Raw genomic sequence first — 22280 nt, 5'->3', positions numbered from 1 at the left:
TCTCGCCACTGGTGGACAACAAGCTGTGAGCAATTTGCTGCCTGCTCGGCGGCGTCGGCCGACGCGCGCAGTCCGGATCGGCCAGGTGACCGTCGGTGGAGGGTCACCGGTGGTGGTCCAGTCGATGACTAATACCGATACCGTCGACATCGTCCGGACGGCGATCCAGTGCGCCGAGCTCGCGGGTGCAGGGTCTGAACTGGTGCGCATCACTGTCAATACGCCGGCCGCGGCGGCCGCCGTGGCGGCGATTCGTGCGCAACTCGACCGGATGGGCGTCGACGTGCCGCTGATCGGCGATTTTCATTACAACGGTCACCGCCTGCTCGCCGAGCATCCGGAATGCGCCGCCGTGCTGGCCAAGTACCGGATCAATCCGGGCAATGTCGGCCATGGCCGGAAACGCGACGAGCAGTTCGTGCAGATGATCGAGATGGCCTGCCGCTATGAGAAGCCGGTGCGCATCGGTGTGAACTGGGGAAGTCTCGATCAGGATCTGCTGGCCCGGATCATGGACCAGAATGCGCGCCGCGCAGAGCCATTGGATGCGGTCGAGGTGATGCGCGAGGCAATGGTCGCTTCGGCGCTCGAATCGGCCGCGCGGGCCGAGGAGATTGGCCTGCCGGCTGACCGCATCATCCTTTCGTGCAAGGTTTCGGGCGTCCAGGACCTGATCGCCATCTATCGCGAGCTGTCACGGCGTTGTGATTATCCCTTGCATCTCGGCCTGACCGAGGCGGGAATGGGCTCCAAGGGAATCGTCGCCTCGACGGCGGCGATGGCGGTCCTGTTGCAGGAAGGCATCGGCGATACGATCCGCGTTTCGCTGACCCCGGAACCGGGTGGCAAGCGGACGCAGGAGGTGATGGTCGCCCAGGAGATGCTGCAGACCATGGGTCTGCGCGCCTTTACACCGATGGTCGTTGCCTGTCCCGGTTGCGGCCGGACCACCAGCACCTTCTTTCAGGAATTGGCGCAGTCGATCCAGGAGCACGTCCGCGAGCGGATGCCGCAATGGCGCGGCGAGTACGATGGGGTCGAGAACATGACCCTGGCCGTGATGGGCTGCGTCGTCAATGGCCCCGGCGAGAGCAAGCATGCGAACATCGGCATCAGCCTGCCGGGTACCGGCGAGACGCCGGTGGCGCCGGTGTTCGAGGACGGAGCCAAGACCGTTACCCTGCGCGGCGACCATATCGCAGCGGAATTCACCGCCATCGTCGATGCCTACGTGGCGCGCAGCTACCAGAGAAAGAGTAGATGATCGCTCCGAAGATCCAGTCCGTTCGCGGGATGAACGATATTCTGCCGGACGAGGCCGAGTTCTGGGATCTGTTCGAGGAGGCCATCCGTTCGTGGCTCAAGAGCTACGGCTACCGCCCCTTGCGCCTGCCGATCGTCGAGCCGACACCGCTGTTCAAGCGGGCTATCGGCGAGGTCACCGATATCGTCGAGAAGGAGATGTATTCGTTTGTCGACAGCCTCAACGGTGAGCCGCTGACGCTGCGTCCCGAGGGTACCGCTGGCTGCGTGCGCGCTGTCATCCAGCACAATCTGATTGCCCACCAGCCCCAGCGGCTGTACTACATGGGGCAGATGTTTCGCCACGAGCGGCCACAGAAAGGGCGTTATCGCCAGTTCCATCAGGTGGGCGTCGAGTCACTGGGCTTTGCCGGCCCGGATATCGATGCCGAACAGATCCTGATGGGTGCCCGCCTGTGGGGCGACCTGGGGCTGGCCGGCATTACCCTGCAGCTCAATACCCTGGGGCAGTCGGCCGAGCGGGCCAGCCATCGCGCAGAATTGATCCGCTATTTCGAGCAGCACCGCGAAGTACTCGACGAGGACGCCAGGCGGCGTCTGCACAGCAACCCCCTGCGCATTCTCGACAGCAAGAGTCCGGCGTTGCAGGAATTGCTTCTCGGGGCGCCGAGACTGATCGATCATCTGGGCCGCGAGTCGATGGCGCACTTCGAGGGCGTGCAGCAAGTTCTGCGCGACGCCGGCCAGCCCTTCGAGATCAATCCGCGCCTGGTGCGCGGCCTCGACTACTACAATCTGACCGTGTTCGAGTGGGTCACGGACCGCCTTGGCGCACAGGGGACGGTCTGCGCCGGTGGCCGCTACGATGGTCTGGTGCAGCAACTCGGCGGCAAGCCGGCGCCGGCCTGTGGTTTTGCGATGGGCGTCGAGCGGCTGCTGGCGCTGATTCGCGAGGCGGGCGGGGAAACCACTGCGCCAGCGGTCGACGTCTACGTTGTTCATCAGGGAACGGCCGCTTCGCGTCTGGCCGCGCGGGTTGCCGAAGGCCTGCGCGACCAGGGTATCGATGCGCTGTTCCACTGCGGCGGCGGCAGCTTCAAGACCCAGATGAAGAAGGCAGACGCTTCCGGGGCCGGCTTTGCGGTGATCATCGGTGATGACGAGGCCGAGGCCGGCGAGGTGACGCTCAAACCACTGCGCTCGATCGGCGAGCAGCAGAACCAGCAGAAGCGCGTCAGCGTCGATCGCGTCGCTGACGAAATCATGAGTTCTATTTTGGATTGGGAAGAATCGTAATGGCTACCTACGACCTCGAGGAACAGGAACAGATCGCCGAGATCAAGGCGTGGTGGAAACAGCATGGCAATCTGGTGACTGGCGTCCTTACCGCCGCCGCGATCGGCGTTCTTGCGTGGCAAGGCTGGAACTACTATCAACGCAGTCAGACGGCCAAGGCCGCGATGGTCTACGGCAGCCTGCAGAAAGCGGTGGCCGAGAATGATTCGCAGCGGCTCAAGGCCGCCAGCGGCGAACTGATCGAGAAGTTCGGCGGCACGGCGTATGCGCCACTGGCCGCCTTGTCAGCCGCCAGAGTGATGGTTGACGCCGGTGACGCGAAAACTGCCAGCTTGCAGCTACGGTGGGTGATTGATCATGGCCAGAACGAATTGCGCGATCTGGCGCGTTTGCGGCTGGTGGCCCTACTGCTTGACGAGCAGGCTTACGATGAAGCACTGAAGCAGCTTGATGGCAATGTCGGTGCCGGCTTTGCGGTTCGCTTTCTCGACAGTCGTGGCGACGTATTCAGTCTCCAGGGCAAGAAGGCAGAGGCGCGCAGCGCCTACCAGGAGGCTCTGGCCAGGATCGAGAAGGCAGACCAGCCCGGCAAGGGACAGAACACCCAGCAGGCCGCGCAAGCCAATGCGGCCTACCGTGAATTGCTGCAACAGAAGCTTGACGCCCTCGGGGAGAGCAGTTGATGAGGCGCCCCGTGCTGGCGTTGCTGCTGCCGTTGGTGTTGGCTGGTTGTTCGATGCTCGACTCCCTGAATCCGTTTTCGAGCAGCGGTCCGAAGATGGCCGAACTGCAGCCGATTCAGGCCAGCGCACAGGCGCGCGTGGTCTGGCAGGAAAGCGTCGGCAAGGGCGAACCGTACGCCTTCGTTCCTGCGGTGGTTGGCTCGTCGGTGTACGCGGCCGGCAGGGACGGCACCATCGCCCGCTTCGACGATGGTCGTCCGGTCTGGCGAATCAAGACCGAGCAACCGCTGTCGGGGGGCGTCGGGGCCGATGAGCGCCTGCTTGCTGTCGGCACCGCCAAGGGCGACATTCTTGCTTTTGCCGCCGCGGACGGCAAGCTGCTGTGGGAGGCCAAGGCCAGCAGCGAGGTTCTGGCGCCGCCGGCGGTCGCCGGCGGACGGGTGATCGTGCGCAGTGGCGACCATCGCCTTGCGGCCTACGATGCTGCCGACGGGACTCGCAAGTGGATCTATCAACGCCCGACCCCGGCCCTGTCGGTGCGCGTGACCGCAGGGCCGGTGGTGGTCGAGAAGTATGTCTTTGCCGGTTTTCCGGGCGGCAAACTGATCGCGGTGAATGCCGACAACGGCGCGCCGCTGTGGGAAGGGACCGTCGCCTTGCCGAAAGGCGCCACCGAGCTCGACCGCATCGCCGATGTCAGCAGCGTTCCGGTCATCGATGCGCGAATGATCTGCGCGGTCGCCTTCCAGGGGCGCGTTTCCTGTTTCGATCTGGGCGCGGGGAACCTGATCTGGGCCCGTGACATTTCGAGCGCGGCGGGTTTGTCGATTGACAGCCGCTACGTTTACGTCGCCGACGATCAGGGCGCCGTGCATGCCCTCGACAAGGCCAGCGGGGCCAGCATCTGGAAGCAGGACAAGCTCTTTCTGCGCCGCCTCACGGCGCCCCTGGCCAGCGGCGGGCTCGTTGCGGTGGCTGATGTGCAGGGCGTCGTGCACCTGCTGAGTCGCGACGACGGCTCTTTTGCGGCTCGGCTGAGCACCGACGGCAAGCCGGTCGTGGCGCCGCTGCAGCGGATCGGCAAGAACCTGCTGGTGCAGACCAGCGGCGGTGGTTTGTACGCGATCGAGGCGCAATGATCCAGTCAATGGCACCTGCCCGGGCCGTTCTTCAGCGCAGGTCTGCGGGAGGTCCGCGCCGCGGTTCGCCGCCTCCGTCGCGGGCACCTTCGTGGTCGCGACTGCTCCGGAAACGGCAGCGCGCCGCGCTGTGCGAGCGCTGTCCAGAATGAAGCCGAGCATCGTCCTGGTTGGACGGCCGAATGTTGGCAAGTCAACACTGTTCAACCGACTGACCAGGAGCCGCGACGCGCTGGTTGCCGACGTCCCGGGTCTAACCCGCGACCGCCACTACGGTCATGGCAGGTTGGGCAGCAAACCCTATCTGGTGATTGACACCGGCGGTTTCGAGCCGCTGGCCAAAGACGGCATCATGCAGCTGATGGCACGCCAGGCCGAACAGGCGATCGACGAAGCCGACGTTGTCGTGCTGGTCGTCGATGGTCGCGCCGGGATCACCGCGCTGGACAAGGAAATTGCCAATCGTCTACGCCAGTCCGGCCGCCCGGTTCTGGTGGCGGTCAACAAATCGGAAGGAATGAGTCACGGTCTTGTCGCCGCCGATTTCCACGAACTCGGGCTGGGTCAGCCGCGGCCGATCTCGGCAGCACACGGCGAGGGCGTGCGCGCGCTGATCGATGATGCGCTGGAGGGCTTTCCAGAGCCCGGGGATAACGAGGCCGAGAGCGACACCGTCAGGGTGGCCATCGTCGGTCGGCCGAATGTCGGCAAGAGCACGATGATCAACGCACTGCTCGGCGAAGAGCGAGTGATCGCTTTCGATCAGCCGGGAACGACCCGCGATGCCATCCATGTCGATTTCGACCGTGCTGGCAGGAAGTACACGCTGATCGATACGGCTGGTCTTCGCCGCCGCGGCAAGGTTTTCGAGACCATCGAGAAGTTCTCGGTAATCAAAACGTTGCAAGCGATCGAGGAGGCCAATGTCGTGCTTCTGGTAGTCGACGCGCGCCAGGACATCTCCGACCAGGACGCCCACATCGCCGCCTTCATCCTCGAATCGGGGCGCGCGCTGGTGGTTGCGGTGAACAAGTGGGACAGTCTTGACGCGTACGTTCGCGAGCAGATCAAGGTGGCGCTCGAAGGTCAGCTGGCGTTCATCGATTTCGCCCGCTTTCACTACGTCTCGGCGCTCAGGGAGCAGGGCCTCGAGGCGCTCTTCCGCTCGGTCGATGAGGCCTACAAGGCGGCCACTGCCAATCTTCCGACACCGCAACTGACGCGCACGCTGATCGACGCGGTGGCCAGGCAAGCGCCGCCCCGCAACGGCCTGTTCCGGCCCAGGTTGCGCTACGCGCACCAGGGCGGCCGCAATCCTCCGCTGATCGTGATTCATGGCAACGGCCTCGATAAGATCCCGGAGTCGTATCGCCGTTACCTCGAGCGTCTGTTCCGGGAGGTGTTCAAATTGCAGGGAACGCCATTGCGGATTCAGTTCAACGTTTCCAGCAACCCGTATGCCGACAAGAAAGCGCCCGAGGTGAAGCGCCGCGACCGCAAGGCCGCCGACCAGCCGAAAGCAGCTGTCGGCGCCACGGCCAGGCCCGGGTCAGCGCGCAAGGAGAAGGTCGCAGCCAGGCCCCTTAGGCCGTCCAGGGCGCGCTGATCGGCGGCCACACCGGGCGCTCGAAGCAGCCGGCCGAGCTGAACGGTACGCTCCGCGCGGCAAGCTGTTGTTGGCCGGGAAACGTTGGCCGCGTCCATCGCGCTCAGGGTGGCTGCGACTTTTTGTCGCCACCTCTGTACAATCCTGGCTCCCCGGTTGCACTGACCTGCTTTTCGAAGGATGATGGAGGCGTGCTTGGCGTCAGTTGCTTGCCGGACTTCGGTAGCTTGAATCGGGCCGAGGACGAAACGTACCTGGAAGATGGAAGGTGATCAAGGTCCTATTTGTCTGTATGGGGAATATCTGCCGCTCTCCGACGGCGGAGGGCGTCGTTCGCCAGATGCTTCGCGAGAAGGGTCTGGAGGACAAGGTCGAGGTCGATTCGGCCGGGACGCACGGCTATCACGTTGGCGAAGCGCCGGATCAGCGTACGCAGCGGGCTGCTGCCAGTCGTCGCTACGATCTGTCCGAGATGCGGGCGCGCAAGGTGGCGGGCCAGGATCTCGACTACTTTGACATGATCCTGGCCATGGATCACAACAACCTGTCGGTCCTGCAACGCATCTGTCCGCCGGAAAAGCACGAGCGGCTGGCACTGTTCATGAGTTATTCCAAGAACTTCGACGATGACGAGGTCCCGGATCCCTACTACGGCCTGGGGCACGGCTTCGATCTCGTGCTCGACATGGTCGAAGATGCCGCCAACGGGCTGATTGAAAGCCTTCAGAAAAGGCTGGCCGATGACGCTTCTGGCGCGGCTGATCCAGCTCGGCTGAGGCACCACGATAGCACGACCTGACCGCCAGGGCGGCGCGAGCTGGCCGGCCCCGGCCCAGCTGTGCCGAGAATGCTCCCGTAGCTGCGCTGCGGGCCGTTTTCCTGCCCACCGTCGCCAGAGCGGCGTCGAACGCCGTTTCTGAAAGCATCCGCGCCTGTGGCCGCCCATCGAAGTCGTGTCGGCCAGCGGCCCCCGCTGAAAAGCAGGGATCCGTCGGCAGGTCTCAGAAGGGCAGGATCAGCCCCGGTCGCGCGCCGTTGAGGACGCGTCGAAAGTCGGCCTGGATGCGGTCGAGTGCAGCACGGTTGTCGGCCTCGAATCTCAGCACCACCACCGGCGTGGTGTTCGACGGACGTGCCAGGCCGAAGCCATCGGCGTACTCGACGCGCAATCCATCGATGGTGATGATCTCGCGCGCGCCCTCGAAGTGGGCGTCACGCCGCAACTCGTCGAGCAGCGTGAAGGGCTCGCCTTCGTGCATGGCGATATTCAGCTCCGGCGTCGAACTGCTGTCGGGCAGTGCTTCGAGCACCGCGTTGGCGTCGCTTGCGCGTGAGAGGATTTCGAGCAACCGGACACCGGCGTAGAGGCCGTCGTCGAAGCCGAACCAGCGTTCCTTGAAGAACATGTGGCCGCTCATTTCGCCAGCCAGCGGCGCGCCGGTCTCCTTCAGCTTGGCCTTGACCAGCGCGTGGCCGGTCTTCCACATTAGCGGTTCACCACCGTGCTCGCGGATCCAGGGTGCCAGCAGGCGCGTGCATTTGACGTCGTAGATGATCTGCTGGCCGGGGCAGCGGCGCAAAACGTCGGCGGCAAAGAGCATCAATTGGCGGTCCGGGTAAATGATCTGACCATCCCTGGTGACCACCCCGAGACGATCGCCGTCACCGTCGAAAGCGAGCCCGATCTCGGCGTCGGTGTCGCGCAGTGCGCGGATCAGGTCCTGCAGGTTTTCGGGTCTTGATGGATCGGGGTGGTGGTTTGGGAAGTTGCCGTCAACCTCGCAGAACAGCTCGACCAGGTCGCAGCCAAGGGTGCGGAACAACTCGGGAGCGATGCCGCCGGCGACGCCGTTGCCGCAGTCGATGACGATCTTCATCGGCCGCGCCAGGCGCACGTCGCCGACGATCCGCGCCAGATAGGCTGGCCCGACGTCGGCACCGCTGGCCTGGCCGGCGCCGCGGCACAAGTCGCCTGCTTCGACGCGCTGGCGGATGCCCTGGATCGTCTCGCCGGCAAGCGTTTCGCCGCCGACGACCATCTTCAGGCCGTTGTAGTCGGGCGGGTTGTGGCTGCCGGTGACCGCCACACAACTGTCGCAGCCGAGGTGGTGCGCGGCGAAGTAGACCACCGGTGTCGGCACGCGGCCGACGTCGATGGTGTCGATTCCCGCCAGGCGGATACCTTCCATCAGCGCGGACGCCAGTTCCGGTCCCGACAGGCGTCCGTCGCGACCGACGGCGACCGCGCGCTGCCCACGCTCGGCCGCCAGCGAACCGAGGCCGTGGCCGATACGGCGGACGATCGCGGCGGTCAGCGTCTTGCCGACGATGCCGCGAATATCGTAGGCCTTGAAAATCTCGCTGGGGAGGGCGGCGTTCAATTCAGACATCTCGTACCTCGTTCCGAAAAAAATGAAGAATGCGTTGTGGCAGCCAGTCCAGCCGCCCCGGCAGGCGGCCGCTGACGAAGCCGACGTGGCCGCCCTGTTGCGGGAATTCGGCTTGCACGCTGGCGGCTGTCTGGCTGGCGGCGGGCAGCGCCTGCGCCGGCAGAAAGGGATCGTTGCGCGCATTGAGCAACAGCGTCGGCAGGCGGATGGCGGTCATCCACGGTTTGCTTGAGGCCCGCCGCCAGTAATCGTCGGCGCTGGCGAAGCCATGCAGTGGGGCGGTGACGACATCGTCGAATTCGTGTAAACAGCTGGCTGCGCGCATGCGCTGCGCGTCGAACAGGCCGGGATGGCGGCGCAGTTTTTCCGCCGCCTTGCGCTTGAGCGTCTGCAGGAAGTGATGCGTATAGATCCGGTTGAAGCCACAGGCTAGTTGGTGGCCGGAGGCGCCCAGATCGAACGGAGCACTGATCGCTGCCGCTGCCCGCAGGCAATCGGCGGCGTTGCCTTGTCGTTCGCCCAACCATTTGAGCAGGGCATTGCCACCCAGCGAAACGCCGACCGCGTAACGCGGACGCGCCGGGAAAAGTTGCTGCAGGCGCCTCAGGATCCAGTCGATCTCGGTACTGTCGCCGGAATGGTAGGCGCGCGGCAGGCGATTGATTTCGCCCGAACAGCCGCGGAAATGGACCACCGCGCCGGTCCAGCCGATGGCCGTGCAGGCGCTCATCAGCGTGATCGCGTAATGGCTGCGGGAACTGCCTTCAAGCCCGTGGAAAAGAACCAGCAGTGGCATCGAGTCGGCGCTGACCGATGCTGTTGGCGGATCGGCCCAGTCGACATCAATGAAGTCGCCATCCGGAGTTTCCCACCGTTGCCGACGGTAGAACCGCGGCGCAGGTTTGATCAGCAGTGGGTAGATGGTCTGGGCGTGGCCACCGGGCAGCCAGTCCGGTGCACGGTAGGGGGTCAATGCAGGGTCCGCGGCACCGTGCCTTCGCGCTCGCCGGCGACCCGCTTTTCGGCCAAGTCGCGGTCGGCCGCCGTCGAGGAATGGTGCGCGAGCAGTCGCCAGCCGCTGGCGCCCCGCTGAAAGACGTTGGTGGCCAGCATCGGGCCGTGCGCTTTTTCCTCGTCGCCGATGTACAGCGTCTCGACGACGTTGTGCACTGCCAGCAGCATGCTGTTCCAGCGCGTGACGCGTGACAGGCGGACCTTGAGGCGCGGATTATTGGCGAAAATGCCGCGCCAGCTGTCGCGAATCGCTGCCGGACCGCTCAGGCGCTGGCCGGTCGGATGAATGCAGACGATTTCTTCGTCGTCGGCCCAGACGCTCATCAGCGCGACCAGATCGGCGCGCGCGATGGCCTCGTAGAAAGCCGCTTCGACTTCCTGCGGGCTGGCGAAGATCGGGTTCATGAGCGGCTCATGCGCTGCTGCCGGCCAGGCAGGCATTCAGTACCCGTTGCGGATCGAGCTTGTTCAGACAGTCGAGATGACCCAGCGGACATTCGCGCTTGAAGCACGGGCTGCACTCGAGCTTGAGGCTGAGGACCTGCGCGTGTTCCGACAGCGGCGGAGTAAAGGCAGGCGACGACGAGCCATAAACGGCGACCAGCGGTCTGCCGAGCGCCGCGGCGACGTGCATCAGCCCGGAGTCATTGCAGACCACGAAGGTCGCGGCGGCCAGCACGTCGATCGCCTGCGCCAGCGAGGTGCTGCCGCAGAGGTTGCGCGGCCGGGTCTGGCGGGTCTGGCCGGCGATCTGCTCGGCGATCGGCCGGTCCTTGGCCGATCCCAGCAGCCAGACGGCGTAACCGCGCTCGGCCAGCGCATCGGCCAGGGTCGCAAAATGGCGCGCCGGCCAGCGCTTGGCTGGACCGTACTCGGCGCCCGGGCAAAAAATGGCCAGTTTCCCCGGGAGATCGACGCCGAGCGACGCCAGCGTCGCGCTGCGTTGTGCGCTGCTCGAGTTCAGCGAGGGCAGCGGCAGGGGTCGCGGCAGTGGATCGCCGGCGGACTCGGCGAGTTGGGCGAAGCGTTCGGCCATCTGCGGCAGCCGCGCCTTGTCCAGCGTATGCCGACGGTTGATCAGACCATAGCGCTTCTCGCCGACGAAGCCGATCCGTTCCGGAATGTCGGCAAAGAAGGGGACCAGTGCCGACTTGAGCGAATTGGGCAGCACGTAAGCGCGCTGGTAGCCGCCCTCAGCCAGTTGGCGAGCAAGACGGTGACGCGTCTTCAGCGACAGCTCGCCGTGCGCGAAGGGGCTGTCGACGACCTGCGCGATTTCCGGCATCCGTTCCAGTACGGGCGCCACCCAGCGTGGCGCGAGGGCGTCGAGCCGCAGGCCGGGTGTGCGCTGGTGCAGGCGCATGAACAGTGGTTGCGCCAGAACTGTGTCGCCGATCCACGACGGGGCGACGATCAGAGCCTTCATCAGCGCTTGGTGATCTGGCTAGGCTGGTCTACCCGAGGCGGGTAGCCGCCGCCCCTCAGTGGTGTCCCTTCGGGAGTTCACCCTTGAGGACGTAGTGGGCACTGCAGTACGGGCAGATCGCCTCGCCGGTGCGCGCGATCTCGAGAAATACGCGCGGGTGCCTTGCCCACAGCGGTGCGTCGCCGGTCGGGCAATGCAGGGGCAGGTCCTTGGCGGTAATCTCGATGGGCTGCTGCGGAGTGGTCTGTGACATGGTGGCAACCTTGCAAGCTGGGGGGCGCAGGCGACGCGCTTAGACGTACGCGAGCCAATGGGCATACGCCGGCACCCGGCCGTTCACGCAGTCGAAGAACAGGCTCTGCAGTTGGCTGGTGATCGGGCCACGGTGGCCGGCGCCAACCTGACGGTTGTCGAGTTCGCGAATCGGCGTGACCTCGGCGGCGGTGCCGGTAAAGAAGGCCTCGTCGGCACAATAGATTTCGTCGCGTGTGATCCGCTTTTCGATCACCTGGATGCCCAGTTCGTCGGCCAGCTGCAGGACCGAGGCGCGGGTGATGCCCTCCAGGCACGACGTCAGATCGGGGGTGTACAGCTTGCCGTGCTTGACGATGAAGACGTTTTCGCCGGCACCCTCGGCGACGTAGCCGTCGACGTCGAGCAGCAATGCTTCGTCATAGCCGTCGTGGGCGACTTCCTGGTGGGCGAGGATCGAGTTGGTGTACGTACCGACCGATTTCGAGCGGCACATGTTGATGTTTACGTGATGACGGGTGAACGACGAGGTCTTGACCCGGATCCCTTTCTCCATCCCCTCGGCGCCCAGATAGGCGCCCCACGGCCAAGCGGCGATGGCCACATGCGTACTGACCCCGGTGGCGGCGATACCCATCGCTTCCGAACCGTAGAAAACGATCGGCCGGATGTAGCAGGATTCGAGCTGGTTGGCGCGAACCACTTCCTTCTGCGCGTCGAGCAGCGTTTCCTTGTCGTAAGGCATCTTCATCTGGAAGATGTACGCCGAGTTGAAGAGCCGGTCGGTGTGGTCCTCCAGACGGAAAATGGCGGTTCCCTGTTGGGCTTTGTAGGCGCGGATGCCCTCGAATACACCCATTCCATAGTGCAGGGTATGAGTCAGTACGTGCGTGGTCGCCTGGCGCCACGGCACCAGTTGACCGTCGTACCAGATGAATCCGTCGCGATCCGCCATGGACATTGTCTGCTCTCTCTTTGCGGGAAATCCTGAAGCGGAAATTCTAGCCGATTTCGGCCGCCGGTTGGCGGTAAAATGGCGCCTTTGCCCTGGTCACAAGGCTCCTCGAATGGTCTGGAAACCGAATGTCACTGTCGCGGCCGTGCTCGAGCGCGATGGCCGCTTTCTGCTCGTTGAAGAGCAAACCGATTACGGTATCTGCTACAACCAGCCGGCCGGCCATCTCGAATGCCGCGAGTCATTGATCGAAGCGGTGATTCGGGAAACGCTCGAAGAAACGGCCCATATCCTGGAGCCGCAGTACCTGATCGGCATCTACAACTGCCGCAACGAGGCCCGGGACGTGACCTACCTGCGCTTTGCCTTCGGTGGCGAGATCCGTGCGCACGATCCCGGGCGGGCGCTTGACAGAGGCATTATGGCGGCGCACTGGCTGACGATTGAAGAGATTCGGGCACTGCGGGAGCACCATCGAAGCCCGCTGGTGATGCGCTGCGTCGACGACTGGCAGGCCGGCCGGCGCTATCCGCTGGATCTATTGACCCATTGCCAGTAGGGTGGCTGCTGGCGCTGCTGTTGGTCGGCGCGGCGCCGGTGCGCGGCGCCGAGGCGGTCAGCGTCTGTTACAACTATGGGTGTCTGACCAGCGCCGAGGTCATCTATAGCGATCGCCAGCTGCAGCAAGTCCGGGCTTTCCTGGGCGCCGCACGGGCCGCGGCAGACGAGCGCCAGCGTTTGTCGCTGGTGATTGGCTGGCTGCTCGGCTGGGCCGGCCAGCAGACGCCGATTGCGGCCGACCGCGGCGGCAATACGGAGGATGCTGGCGTCGATGGGCGGATGGACTGTATCGACCATTCGACCACTACCACCCGTCTGTTGCGCTTGCTGGAAAGCCGTGGCTGGCTTCGGTTTCACCGCGTCCTTGACCCGGAGTACCGTGTGCACCACCTGTCGGTGCACCATTCGGCGCAAATCGAGGAAATTGGTCGGGGAGGGCAGGCGGCCGCGTCGACACGTTACTACGTCGTCGACAGCTGGTTTCGCGACAATGGCCAGCCGGCGGTGGTTATTGCGCTGCCGAGGTGGTTGGCAGGCGGCGACGAAACGAGTGCAGACCAAGAAGCCGGTGAAAGCCAGGAAGCCGGTGAAAGCCAACCGGCGGGTGACGAGAACAACAGGCGCGCGGAGGCTGCCGCGGGCAGCCCCGGCGCACGACCGGGATGGTGATCGCGAGCAAGGGCAAGAAAATGAATGAGGCAAAGACGGTGGTCGTCGGCTTGTCTGGCGGCGTCGATTCGGCAGTGGCGGCACTGCTGCTCAAGCAACAGGGCTGGCGTGTGCTCGGGCTGTTCATGAAGAACTGGGAGGACGACGACAGCGACGAGTACTGCTCGGCACGACAGGATCTGGTCGACGTCATCAGCGTTGCCGACGTCATCGGCATCGACGTCGAGGTAGTAAACTTCGCCGCCGAATACAAGGAGCGTGTCTTTGCACACTTCCTGAAGGAATATCAGGCCGGGCGAACGCCAAACCCGGACGTGCTGTGCAACTCGGAGATCAAGTTCAGCGCTTTTCTAGAGCACGCGCTGCGCATCGGCGCGGACTGCATCGCGACCGGCCACTATGCCGGGGTACGCGAATTTGCCGGTGCTTTCCAGTTGCTCAAGGCCGAAGATGGGACCAAGGATCAGAGCTATTTTCTCCATCGCCTCAACCAGCAGCAGTTGTCGAAAGCGCTGTTTCCGCTGGCCGGACTGTACAAGCGCGAGGTCCGCAAGATCGCCGACGCGGCCGGCCTGCACGTCGCTCTGAAGAAGGATTCGACCGGCATCTGCTTCATCGGCGAGCGACCGTTCAAGGACTTCCTGATGCGCTATCTGCCGCGGCAGAAAGGCGAAATTCGCGGCCTTGAAGACAACCGCCTGCTCGGCGAGCACGATGGCGTCGCCTACCACACCATCGGCCAGCGCAAGGGCTTGCACATCGGCGGGGTGAAGGGGGGCAAGAGCGCCGACAGCGGCGACCACGACGCCTGGTTCGTTGCCGGCAAGGACCTTGCCAGCAACGTCCTGTATGTCGTCCAGGGGCACGCGCATCCCGCCCTGCTGGCCGAAGAGCTGAATGCCTCCGATCTGTCGTGGGTCGCCGGCGAGCGGCCGCACACGCACTGGGTGTACACCGCCAAGACACGCTATCGGCAGGCCGACGCGGCGTGCGAGCTCGAACGCGTCGACGCCGACTCGTGTGTGGTCCGCTTTGCCGAGCCACAGTGGGCTGTGACCCCTGGGCAGTCGGTGGTGGTCTACGAAAGCCGCGTCTGCCTGGGTGGCGGCGTTATCGCGTGAGCCCGGCAAGCGCTGCTCATGGCGTAGCTGGCGGGCAACTGGCGGACAAGGCAGGACAGCGATGAGCGCGCCGACGAGCGCGCTGCCGTATCGGCAAAACATCGCCCTGCTGGCTGCTGCGCAGGCCCTGCTGCTGACCAACGGCGTGACCCTGGTGGCGATCAATGGCCTGCTCGGCTTGCAACTCGCCGCCGACAAGCGGCTGGCGACCTTGCCGATTACCACCTACGTCATCGGTGCGGCGCTGGCCGCGGTTCCCGCAGCGCTGTTCATGAAGCATCATGGTCGCCGCATCGGCTTCATGCTCGGGGCGGCGTTCGGGGTCGGTGGTGCGCTGTTGTCGGCGATTGCGGTGTATGCAAGCAGTTTCTGGCTGCTCTGTCTGGGAACGATTCTGGCCGGCGTCTATAACGCGTTCGGCCAGCAGTACCGCTTTGCAGCGGTCGATGCGGCGCCTGCCGACTGGCGAGGCAAGGCAATTTCGCTGACCCTGGCCGGGGGCATCGTCGGCGGCGTGATCGGACCACAGGTCGGTACGCTGACGCGCAATCTGCTGCAACCGACCTACCTGGCGAGCTATCTTGCGCTGATCGGCTTTGCGGCGCTGGCGATGCTGCTGGCCAGCCGGCTCGAAATCCCGGCGTTGCCGGCCAGCGGACAGCAGGGGGCTGGCCGGCCCTTCCGGGAGATCGCGCGCCAGCCGGAGCTGATCGTCGCTGTTCTTGCCGCTGCCTGCGGCTACGCGACGATGAACCTGCTGATGACCGCGACGCCGTTGGCGATGGAGATCTGCGGTTTGCCATTCGCTGACACGGCCTTCATTCTGCAGTGGCACGTGATCGGCATGTTCGCCCCATCGTTCTTCACCGGCGACCTGATCAAACGCTACGGTGTGCTGACCGTCCTGCTGGTCGGCGCTGCGCTGCTGTTGGTCTGCATCGGCATCGCCCTGTCCGGCGTCAGCCTGATGCACTTCTGGTGGGCGCTGGTCCTGCTGGGAGTTGGCTGGAACTTCCTTTTCGTCGGCGGCACCACGCTGCTGACCGAGGCCTGCCGCCCCGAGGAAAAAGCCAAAATTCAGGGCAGCAACGACTTCATCGTTCTCGGCATCCAGGGCGCAACTTCGTTTGCCGCCGGTCTGCTGGTCACCGACGGCGGCTGGACCACGCTCAGTATCCTTGCCCTGCCACTCGTCGCGCTGACCACCCTGGCCAGCGTCGTGCTCGCGGTCCGCCGACGGCGGCGCGCCGATGACGCCGGATTCTGACTCGCGGACGTGAGGAATGGTTGCTGCCGCTTTCTTGCAGTCGGGCGCCGGGTTCGGCTATCCGGGGTCTGAGTTGGCGGCGAGGATTTAGACTCTGGAAGTCGCTATGACCGACCTTGAAGCGCTTTGCGGCGCGCAATCGCGGTGGCGTCACAGATGCGGGCGACGGATCGTTGCATGCGGGGGGCTGCACGGCTCACACGTTCTGTCGGAGGGCTTCGACCACGGGGATCCGGGCAACGCGGAACGCCGGGAACAAGGAAGCCAGGACTGTAGCCAGGAATCCAACCGCGAAGGCCAGTGCGATTTGTGACGGTACGATCGCCACGTGAGCCGTGTAGCCGAGGTTGGCGTTGGGTGGCGGCGGCATCGGAACGCCGACGGCAGAAATTGCCAGAGCCATCAGCACGCCGAGAGCTGCGCCGATCGCTGCGCCAGACGCTCCCAAGAGGACATTCTCCACGACAATCAGGCGAAATATCTGTCCGGGCCTGTTGCCGACGGCCATCATCGTGCCGAATTCCCCCACACGCTCGGAGACGCTCATGTTGACACTGTTGGCCACACTCAGCAGCACCGTGACCAGAATGATCAGGATCAGCACGCTGAACTGCCGCTCGTAGAGCGCGACGGCCTTCTCGTAGAAGTCGTTGATCTGGTACCACGCCCTGACTTCGTAGTCGTCGGGGTCAAGCAACTGCCGAAGCGAGTTTACGGTGCGGTCCGTGTCGGAAGTCCGCTGCAGCGAGACAACGATCGTGTTCACGCCAGCACTGGCCAGCAGTTCCTGCGCCGCAGCCAGGGGAATCCGCACGGCGCTGGCGTCGAACTCCTTCGAGAAGCTCTGGAACACGCCGACCACTTCCAGTTCCACGGTGTTCAAGGCGCCTTCGGTCGAATTGGCGACCAGCGTTACGCGGCTGCCCGGCTCAAGTTTCAGGCTGGTGGCTATACCTTCGCCGACCAGCGCTCCGTAACGGTCATCATTGGTCAGTTGTCTCCCAGCGATAATTCGTAGAAGGCTTCCGAGCCTGGTTTCGCGGTCGGGCTCTATGCCCTCACCCAGGACTGACTTATCGGTCTTGCCGTTGTTGAGTAGCCCGGAAAAGCTGATGCGCGCCATCTGGTCGTCGATACCGGGCAATGAAGCGCTTGTCGTACGCACTTCGTCTGGACGATCGATCAGGAACTTCTCTGGTGAGCGTGACCCGCTTTCGAAGAAGCCCTTGCGGTTGATCTGAATGTGGCCGGACTGCGAATGGATGATCGTTTCGGCGAGTTGAGTCAGCATATCCTGGATAAACCCGCCGCCCAGAATCAGCCCGAGAACACCGAAGACGATCGCCGCTAGCGTCATCGCCGTTCGCACTTTTTGGCGAAAGATGTTTCGAAAAGCGAGCGAGAACATCAGGCGTGCGGGCGTAAGAGACACTATCGATTGGCCCGCAGTGCGTCGACGATGATCATGCGTGACGCCTTGAACGAAGGATACAGGCCAGCGATGACGCTGGTCGCGACCGCCAGGACGAAAGCGCCCGCAGTCAGACTCCAGGAATTGAGGATTTCGGCGGTGTATCCGCTTTCCATTCCCGGTGCCGGTGGCATCGGAATGCCAATCCAGCTGATCAGCGTGGAAAGCAGCACGCCGACGATCGCCCCGATCGCGCCTCCGAGCAGGCCAAGCACGGCCCCCTCGATGAGAAACTGTCGTTGGATGTTCGATCGTCGCAAGCCCAGGGCCATCGCGGTTCCAATCTCGCCTCGACGCTCCATGACGTTCATGATCAGCGTATTGGAAATGGACAGCACGATGAGCAGACCGATGATCAGCCGGATGATTCCTACCTGCCGCTTGAACAGGCTGGCGGTCTTGTTGTAGTAGTCGGTCAGCTCATTCCACGGGACAAATTCCAGCGCCGCCGCGCCGTGCTGCGCGCGCAGCTTCTCCAGCACCTCCGAGGTCTGTTCGGTATGGTCCAGAAGTATGACCCAGACATGCGACCCGGCAACCTTGAGCAATTTGCGCGCGGTCGCGATGGGCACCCGCAGGGCGGCGTCGTCGTACGCCTTTGAGGCGGTAACGAAGAGACCTCGTACCCGGCATTCCACCGCATTGATCCCGCCCGAAGCAGTTGTCGCCATCAGGACGACAGTGCTTCCCACCTGTACCCCGAGGTTGGCGGCCAGTCCCTTTCCCAGGATGACGCTGCGAGTATCTGCCGATGAAAGTGCCTCGCCGCTGGTGATGTGCAGGGCGCTGGAGAGGAGGCGTTCCTTGTCGGGCTCGACGCCGTCGCCAATGAACGCCACCGTCGCTTCCCCCTGGCTGATCAAGCCGCTGAACGACAGCCGGGCGCCCATGGCCTTGACTTCCGGCATTGCGGCTATCGCCGCTTGTTCGGATGAGTCTTCTGGAAGGAGATAGTTGAACGGATCTCCCAGTCCCTTGTCTCGATAGCCAGGGCGCATCACCTGGACGTGCCCGATCTGTGCATTGATCGTCGACTCGCGCAGAGCCATGAGCAGCCAGTCGATGAATCCGCCAGCGAGAACCAGTGCGACCACCCCAAAGGCTACCGCGGTCACGGCAACGGAACTTCGTCGGCGTTGACGTTCAACGTTGCGCCAGGCGGCCAACAAGTCTCTATTGAACGAACTCATCGCGGTCTTGGCGTAGGCAACAGGGACTGGCAGGAGAAAGGGGCAAACCGGCCCGACGCCAGCGGAGCAAGAATGAAAGTCCTTGCCGTCGGCTCATCATTCACGGTGGTCACCAAGGCGTCGCGCAAGGAGAGCAAGCATGAGCCTGATGGGAGTGTCTCGGTTGAACGGCTGATCTTGTTGCTGCGGCTGGTGAAAGGGGCACGCCTTGCCGCACGCTTCTCGTGCGATTCACTGACCAGGGCAGAGTTACAACGCTGACGGAATCTATGCTACCGGACGCTAAGTGATCACGCAATCCGTGCGGCGCCAAGATCGTCGAAGAACGCCCCTTGGGTAAGCTGCGGTGTGCCGGTGGAAGAGGGGCCTGTGGGTGAGAGCGGCCTTGGGCCGCAAAGCGCCAGTCGCGCAGCCATCCGGGGACAGGCGATCAAGGTTACGCACATGCAGGGAGCAGCATGGGGCGGAGGTGACCTATCCGAAGGATATGGCCGGCCGATCTTTGCATTGCGATCCAGGACGAGAATGGGCGTCGGCCATCTGCACGGAACGAAAAAAAGCCGGCGTTTGACGCCGGCCTTTTCTAGTGAGGCAACTTCGCCTAGCTCAGTTGCTTGCGCCGAGTGCTCCGTGCGAACACACCAAGCAGAGCGATTCCGAAGAGCGCAACCGAGGTCGGCTCCGGCACCACCTGCAGTGCTTGCTGGGCATCAGCCTGGAAGGTGATGTTGCTCGGCGGCAGAGCGCCAAACGGAGTTCCCGTCGGGGCTGTCCAGTTGGTCGTAAATGTTCCACGCTGGAGCGTTGAGGTTGCGTTGGTTCTCCACTGGTCTGGCGAAATGTAGGTGGGGTTGGTATAGGTTACCGGTCCCTCGAAGGAGAATGAACCCGTACCGCTGGTTGCCGAGGTGGGAACAAACACTCCCGCAAACCCGGGATCGACGAGACCACTCAGCACCTTGGTGCCGTCGGTGAACCCCGTTCCCGTGATCTGGTTGGCGATGGTGTCGCCGAACGCGTTTCCAGCGTAGTCATAGTAGACGTCCCACGTTCCCCCAAGGGCGGTGAAGAAGCCCGGCAAAGCGCCGCAAGGCGTACCAATCGGCCCGACGCCGCAGGAAATGATTTCGGACAGCGTGGCAACGACGGTGTATTCGTACTTGCCGGCGGCAAAAGCTCCGCCGCCAGGCGCGCCAAGGATCATGTTCGGCGTGACGAAGCTGCCGCCGCCGACCTTGTCGAGGGTCTTGGCGTCGGCAAAGTAGTAGCTTGTTACCGCGTCGCCGTTCTTGTATGCCGGACCAGGCGTCGAGACGACCGTTCCGTTACCCGACCAGTCGAACCCGTTGAACGGGGTTGCGGCTACGAGGTCCAGGTTGGTGATTGTGCTCGCGAATGCTGAGGAGCACAGCCCGATCGCCATAGTGGCTACCAGGGGACGAAGAATTTTCTTTTTCATGACCAGACTCCTTGCTGCAAAACTAGGTTTATCACGAGAACTTTGGTTTATTGTTGCGGCACACGTCTAGTAAGCAATCCGCGTGCCACATATTAAAATCCGTTCAAAAACAACGTTATATATCTTACTTCTTGTTTGGGTGCCGCTCGGTTCCGGTTCCACTGTAAAAAAATCCGACACTCCGGCGGTCTGTTGCATGCAACGGGGGTTGCTGTGTGGAGGCAGGCATGCGCTCAGTCTGAGGCAATGTTCAATGCACTGCCTGCGTCAAGCTGTCAACAGCGTGCGGTAAGATCTCTCGCTTCCCGTTCGCGATTCTACTGGTCTGCGCTGCTTCCGATCCGGGGCCGGTGAACGCGTGCTCATCGGGTGCTCGCCTGGGTGGGGCTGGCTGAACGCCCTGTCGCAGGCGTCCATCGCGCCGACCCTTCGTGGTGGCCGTGAACTGAGAGGTCAATGTCTTGATTCCAGATGCAGATCAGCGGGACGAAACGAATTCCATGGCGCACGCAAACGGGCGGCGTGAACCGGCCAGGACGCGAAGGCGAATTCTCTTTTTCGGCGAGCCGGCAACGCTGGCTCATGTTGCCCGTCCCAGCGTTCTGGCCAGCTCGCTTGATCCCGAAGTCTACGCCGTGACTTTCGTCACTGGCGCCGATTATGCCAGCATCCCGGCGGAAGTGGGTCTGATTGTCAGGGAGGTCGAGTGCATTGGCAGTGCCGCCTATCTGCGAGCGGTGGCGAGCGGCAGGCCGGTGTTCCCGCTTGATGTTCTCGAAAGATACGTCCAAGACGACCTGCGGGAGATTGAACGATTCGCCCCGGACCTTGTGGTCGGAGACTTTCGGCTGTCGTTGGCAGTGAGCGCGCGGCTCGCTGGTGTTCCCTACGTCGCCATCTCCAATGCCTACTGGAGTCCTCATGTTCGCGTCGCATTCGATGTGCCAGTCCATCCAGTGACCCGCTTACTGGGTCCGGCAACCGTGAATCCGCTCTTTCGCTTGCTCTGTCCCGCCATTCTTGCCTTCCATGCGCTCCCCATGCACCGGCTTCGCAAGCGCTACGGGCTGCCTTCGCTGGGCTTCGATCTGCGGCGGATTTTCAGCGAAGGCGACGTCACCTTGCTTGCCGACGTGCCTGAGCTTGTTCCGTTCGCCGAGCATGGGGAATCGGCCAGGTACGTCTACATCGGGCCGATCATCTGGTCGCCGCTGGCTCCGCTTCCAGCCGAATTGCTCCACTTGAACGAGCCAAAGGATCTGGTTTACATCGCCATGGGAAGCTCCGGCGATCCGAGGGTGTTGGCGGACCTCGTTGAAGGCGCGTTGTCGACCGGGTGCCGGGTCGCGGTGGCAACAAGTGGCGTAGACCTGCCGGCTTCGCCACGACTCGTGACCGCCCGTTTCCTGCCGGGAAACGAGGTGTCGGCGCTGGCCAGCCTGGTCGTCTGCAACGGCGGCAGCCCGAGTACACACCAGGCACTTCGAGCGGGCAAGCCGGTGCTGGGCATTCCCAGCAACCTCGATCAGTTGCTGAACATGCAGTTCGTGACTGCCTCGGGTGCGGGTGCGCAACTGCGCGCCGATCGAGTGTCGCAGCGAAGGGCTGGGGACCTGATCAGCGCGATGTTGGGTGAGCGCTCCTTCACGCAACGGGCGCAGGAGGTGGCGGCTTCGTTCCAGGCTTACTCGTCGGTTGACCGTTTCAAGACAGTCATCCAGTCATTGCTGGCCGAGGGGGCCGATACTGCGCCCAGATCGGGCGTTTGAGGATGGTCGATTCCCGGGCTCGCCGCCCGGTCGGTCAGGCGGTGGCGTGTGTTCCCTTCGGTGGGTGTCGAGCAGGATCCGGGCCCACCATCGCAAACGCCGACGCGCTCGGGATTGACGACGTGGCCGGCCTGCGAGTGACCTCGTCGCGCAGACCGGTCTTGGTCCGCTCGGCTCACACGCCGCGGCTACAAGGCTTCTAGTTCGCGCGCGTAGCGCTGCCAGTTGGCGACGTAGTGGTCGGCGCTGTGCCGCAGGCGCTCGACTTCTTCAGGGCCGAGCTGGCGAATCGCCTTGCCCGGCGAACCGACGATCAGCGAGTGGTCGGGGAAGACCTTGCCTTCCGGGATCAGGGTGTTGGCGCCGACGATGCAGCCCTTGCCGATCACGCAGCGGTTGAGCAGCACTGAACCGATGCCGATCAGCGAGCCATCGCCGATGGTGCAGCCGTGCAGCATCACCAGGTGGCCGACGGTGACGTCGCGGCCGATGGTCATTGGCACGCCTTCGTCGGTGTGCAGCACCGAGTTGTCCTGGATGTTGCTGTTCTCGCCGATGCTGATCGGGTCGTTGTCGCCGCGCAGCGTGGCATTCCACCAGATCGAGGCGTTTCTGGCCAGCCGAACGTCGCCGATGACGATCGCCGTCGGGGCGACCCAACTGTGCGGGTCGAGCTGCGGGCGGCGGCTGCCGATGGCGAAGATGGGCATGATGTAGGTCTCGCTGTCGTTGTGGATCGCAGATTGTAG

The 22280-nt window shown here is 63.7% G+C and carries 22 protein-coding genes; 12 read left to right on the top strand and 10 right to left on the bottom strand.

Going from position 1 to position 22280, the window contains the following annotated elements; genetic code table 11:
• Positions 1 to 25 precede the first annotated feature (25 nt).
• The 6 genes from ispG (at position 26) to Q1L50_RS12520 (ending at position 6786) form a co-directional block, all read left to right on the top strand.
• Complete coding sequence (gene ispG, locus Q1L50_RS12545; protein WP_300339255.1) at positions 26 to 1264, top strand: flavodoxin-dependent (E)-4-hydroxy-3-methylbut-2-enyl-diphosphate synthase; 1239 nt, start codon at positions 26 to 28, stop codon at positions 1262 to 1264.
• Complete coding sequence (hisS, locus tag Q1L50_RS12540) at positions 1261 to 2559, top strand: histidine--tRNA ligase (RefSeq protein ID WP_300339253.1); 1299 nt, start codon at positions 1261 to 1263, stop codon at positions 2557 to 2559. Before ispG ends, hisS begins: the two co-directional genes overlap by 4 nt.
• The gene (locus Q1L50_RS12535) at positions 2559 to 3242 is read left to right on the top strand and encodes a tetratricopeptide repeat protein (RefSeq protein ID WP_300339251.1); all 684 of its coding nucleotides are present in this window, start codon (positions 2559 to 2561) and stop codon (positions 3240 to 3242) included. The genes hisS and Q1L50_RS12535 overlap by 1 nt, the downstream gene beginning before the upstream one ends.
• On the top strand, positions 3242 to 4381 hold the full coding sequence (bamB, locus tag Q1L50_RS12530) for an outer membrane protein assembly factor BamB (RefSeq protein WP_300339250.1): 1140 nt from the start codon (positions 3242 to 3244) through the stop codon (positions 4379 to 4381). Before Q1L50_RS12535 ends, bamB begins: the two co-directional genes overlap by 1 nt.
• Before the next feature lie 148 nt (positions 4382 to 4529).
• Complete coding sequence (gene der / locus Q1L50_RS12525; RefSeq protein ID WP_300339248.1) at positions 4530 to 5987, top strand: ribosome biogenesis GTPase Der; 1458 nt, start codon at positions 4530 to 4532, stop codon at positions 5985 to 5987.
• A gap of 268 nt (positions 5988 to 6255) precedes the next feature.
• Entirely contained in the window at positions 6256 to 6786 is a 531-nt protein-coding gene (locus tag Q1L50_RS12520; RefSeq protein WP_300339246.1) for a low molecular weight protein-tyrosine-phosphatase, read from the top strand.
• A gap of 202 nt (positions 6787 to 6988) precedes the next feature.
• Here the strand turns inward: Q1L50_RS12520 and Q1L50_RS12515 are convergent, their stop codons facing one another.
• The 6 genes from Q1L50_RS12515 to Q1L50_RS12490 are packed head-to-tail and all read right to left on the bottom strand — an operon-like array spanning position 6989 to position 12030.
• Positions 6989 to 8377, bottom strand: coding sequence for a phosphomannomutase/phosphoglucomutase (locus Q1L50_RS12515; protein ID WP_300339244.1), 1389 nt, complete (start codon positions 8375 to 8377; stop codon positions 6989 to 6991).
• Positions 8370 to 9350 carry a hydrolase gene (locus Q1L50_RS12510; RefSeq protein WP_300339242.1) on the bottom strand — a complete coding sequence of 327 codons (981 nt, stop codon included), beginning with the start codon at positions 9348 to 9350 and terminating at the stop codon, positions 8370 to 8372. The genes Q1L50_RS12515 and Q1L50_RS12510 overlap by 8 nt, the downstream gene beginning before the upstream one ends.
• Complete coding sequence (locus tag Q1L50_RS12505) at positions 9347 to 9796, bottom strand: nuclear transport factor 2 family protein (protein WP_300339240.1); 450 nt, start codon at positions 9794 to 9796, stop codon at positions 9347 to 9349. The genes Q1L50_RS12510 and Q1L50_RS12505 overlap by 4 nt, the downstream gene beginning before the upstream one ends.
• Positions 9797 to 9803: 7 nt before the next feature.
• Positions 9804 to 10817 (bottom strand): lipopolysaccharide heptosyltransferase II, encoded by a 1014-nt coding sequence (waaF, locus tag Q1L50_RS12500; protein ID WP_300339238.1) that lies wholly within the window; start codon positions 10815 to 10817, stop codon positions 9804 to 9806.
• Positions 10818 to 10872: 55 nt separating this feature from the next.
• Positions 10873 to 11070: a zinc-finger domain-containing protein gene (locus Q1L50_RS12495; protein WP_300339236.1), complete on the bottom strand. Its 198-nt coding sequence runs from the start codon at positions 11068 to 11070 to the stop codon at positions 10873 to 10875.
• Positions 11071 to 11109: 39 nt separating this feature from the next.
• Positions 11110 to 12030 carry a branched-chain amino acid transaminase gene (locus Q1L50_RS12490; RefSeq protein ID WP_300339234.1) on the bottom strand — a complete coding sequence of 307 codons (921 nt, stop codon included), beginning with the start codon at positions 12028 to 12030 and terminating at the stop codon, positions 11110 to 11112.
• Between the two features lie 106 nt (positions 12031 to 12136).
• Between Q1L50_RS12490 and Q1L50_RS12485 the strand changes: the two genes are divergently transcribed.
• From Q1L50_RS12485 to Q1L50_RS12470, 4 genes are all read left to right on the top strand, one after another.
• Positions 12137 to 12583 (top strand): NUDIX hydrolase, encoded by a 447-nt coding sequence (locus Q1L50_RS12485; protein ID WP_300339232.1) that lies wholly within the window; start codon positions 12137 to 12139, stop codon positions 12581 to 12583.
• Complete coding sequence (locus Q1L50_RS12480; RefSeq protein WP_300339230.1) at positions 12574 to 13254, top strand: hypothetical protein; 681 nt, start codon at positions 12574 to 12576, stop codon at positions 13252 to 13254. Before Q1L50_RS12485 ends, Q1L50_RS12480 begins: the two co-directional genes overlap by 10 nt.
• 20 nt (positions 13255 to 13274) lie before the next feature.
• Positions 13275 to 14375 (top strand): tRNA 2-thiouridine(34) synthase MnmA, encoded by a 1101-nt coding sequence (mnmA, locus tag Q1L50_RS12475; RefSeq protein WP_300339229.1) that lies wholly within the window; start codon positions 13275 to 13277, stop codon positions 14373 to 14375.
• Positions 14376 to 14436: 61 nt separating this feature from the next.
• Entirely contained in the window at positions 14437 to 15642 is a 1206-nt protein-coding gene (locus Q1L50_RS12470) for an MFS transporter (RefSeq protein WP_300339227.1), read from the top strand.
• A gap of 196 nt (positions 15643 to 15838) precedes the next feature.
• On the opposite strand, the gene Q1L50_RS12465 is transcribed toward Q1L50_RS12470, so the two are convergent.
• Entirely contained in the window at positions 15839 to 17050 is a 1212-nt protein-coding gene (locus Q1L50_RS12465; protein WP_300339284.1) for an ABC transporter permease, read from the bottom strand.
• A 23-nt stretch (positions 17051 to 17073) separates the two neighbouring features.
• Entirely contained in the window at positions 17074 to 18228 is a 1155-nt protein-coding gene (locus tag Q1L50_RS12460; RefSeq protein ID WP_366145236.1) for an FtsX-like permease family protein, read from the bottom strand.
• Between the two features lie 147 nt (positions 18229 to 18375).
• On the opposite strand from Q1L50_RS12460, the gene Q1L50_RS12455 reads away from it, so the two are divergent.
• Positions 18376 to 18564 (top strand): hypothetical protein, encoded by a 189-nt coding sequence (locus tag Q1L50_RS12455; protein WP_300339224.1) that lies wholly within the window; start codon positions 18376 to 18378, stop codon positions 18562 to 18564.
• A 340-nt stretch (positions 18565 to 18904) separates the two neighbouring features.
• Here Q1L50_RS12455 and pepA read toward each other — a convergent pair whose 3' ends face one another.
• Entirely contained in the window at positions 18905 to 19762 is an 858-nt protein-coding gene (gene pepA / locus Q1L50_RS12450; protein ID WP_300339222.1) for a flocculation-associated PEP-CTERM protein PepA, read from the bottom strand.
• A 680-nt stretch (positions 19763 to 20442) separates the two neighbouring features.
• Between pepA and Q1L50_RS12445 the strand changes: the two genes are divergently transcribed.
• Complete coding sequence (locus Q1L50_RS12445) at positions 20443 to 21531, top strand: nucleotide disphospho-sugar-binding domain-containing protein (protein ID WP_300339220.1); 1089 nt, start codon at positions 20443 to 20445, stop codon at positions 21529 to 21531.
• Between the two features lie 188 nt (positions 21532 to 21719).
• Here Q1L50_RS12445 and Q1L50_RS12440 read toward each other — a convergent pair whose 3' ends face one another.
• Positions 21720 to 22241, bottom strand: a complete 522-nt coding sequence (locus Q1L50_RS12440; RefSeq protein ID WP_300339218.1) for a gamma carbonic anhydrase family protein — start codon at positions 22239 to 22241, stop codon at positions 21720 to 21722.
• Between the last annotated feature and the right edge of the window lie 39 nt (positions 22242 to 22280).

This window comes from Accumulibacter sp. (assembly GCF_029255145.1).
Taxonomy (GTDB): Bacteria; Pseudomonadota; Gammaproteobacteria; order Burkholderiales; family Rhodocyclaceae; genus Accumulibacter.
Note: the sequence above shows the minus strand (reverse complement) of the source record. Positions and strands in the feature narration are given on the sequence as shown.

Coding starts and splice junctions, on each gene's coding strand:
- waaF (WP_300339238.1), bottom strand. CDS start 10,817: ATGAAGGCTCTGATCGTCGCCCCGTCGTGGATCGGCGACACAGTTCTG.
- Q1L50_RS12470 (WP_300339227.1), top strand. CDS start 14,437: ATGAGCGCGCCGACGAGCGCGCTGCCGTATCGGCAAAACATCGCCCTG.
- Q1L50_RS12455 (WP_300339224.1), top strand. CDS start 18,376: ATGAAAGTCCTTGCCGTCGGCTCATCATTCACGGTGGTCACCAAGGCG.
- Q1L50_RS12515 (WP_300339244.1), bottom strand. CDS start 8,377: ATGTCTGAATTGAACGCCGCCCTCCCCAGCGAGATTTTCAAGGCCTAC.
- Q1L50_RS12495 (WP_300339236.1), bottom strand. CDS start 11,070: ATGTCACAGACCACTCCGCAGCAGCCCATCGAGATTACCGCCAAGGAC.
- Q1L50_RS12440 (WP_300339218.1), bottom strand. CDS start 22,241: ATGCCCATCTTCGCCATCGGCAGCCGCCGCCCGCAGCTCGACCCGCAC.
- hisS (WP_300339253.1), top strand. CDS start 1,261: ATGATCGCTCCGAAGATCCAGTCCGTTCGCGGGATGAACGATATTCTG.
- bamB (WP_300339250.1), top strand. CDS start 3,242: ATGAGGCGCCCCGTGCTGGCGTTGCTGCTGCCGTTGGTGTTGGCTGGT.
- Q1L50_RS12490 (WP_300339234.1), bottom strand. CDS start 12,030: ATGTCCATGGCGGATCGCGACGGATTCATCTGGTACGACGGTCAACTG.
- Q1L50_RS12485 (WP_300339232.1), top strand. CDS start 12,137: ATGGTCTGGAAACCGAATGTCACTGTCGCGGCCGTGCTCGAGCGCGAT.
- Q1L50_RS12505 (WP_300339240.1), bottom strand. CDS start 9,796: ATGAACCCGATCTTCGCCAGCCCGCAGGAAGTCGAAGCGGCTTTCTAC.
- pepA (WP_300339222.1), bottom strand. CDS start 19,762: ATGAAAAAGAAAATTCTTCGTCCCCTGGTAGCCACTATGGCGATCGGG.
- mnmA (WP_300339229.1), top strand. CDS start 13,275: ATGAATGAGGCAAAGACGGTGGTCGTCGGCTTGTCTGGCGGCGTCGAT.
- Q1L50_RS12535 (WP_300339251.1), top strand. CDS start 2,559: ATGGCTACCTACGACCTCGAGGAACAGGAACAGATCGCCGAGATCAAG.
- Q1L50_RS12465 (WP_300339284.1), bottom strand. CDS start 17,050: ATGTTCTCGCTCGCTTTTCGAAACATCTTTCGCCAAAAAGTGCGAACG.
- der (WP_300339248.1), top strand. CDS start 4,530: ATGAAGCCGAGCATCGTCCTGGTTGGACGGCCGAATGTTGGCAAGTCA.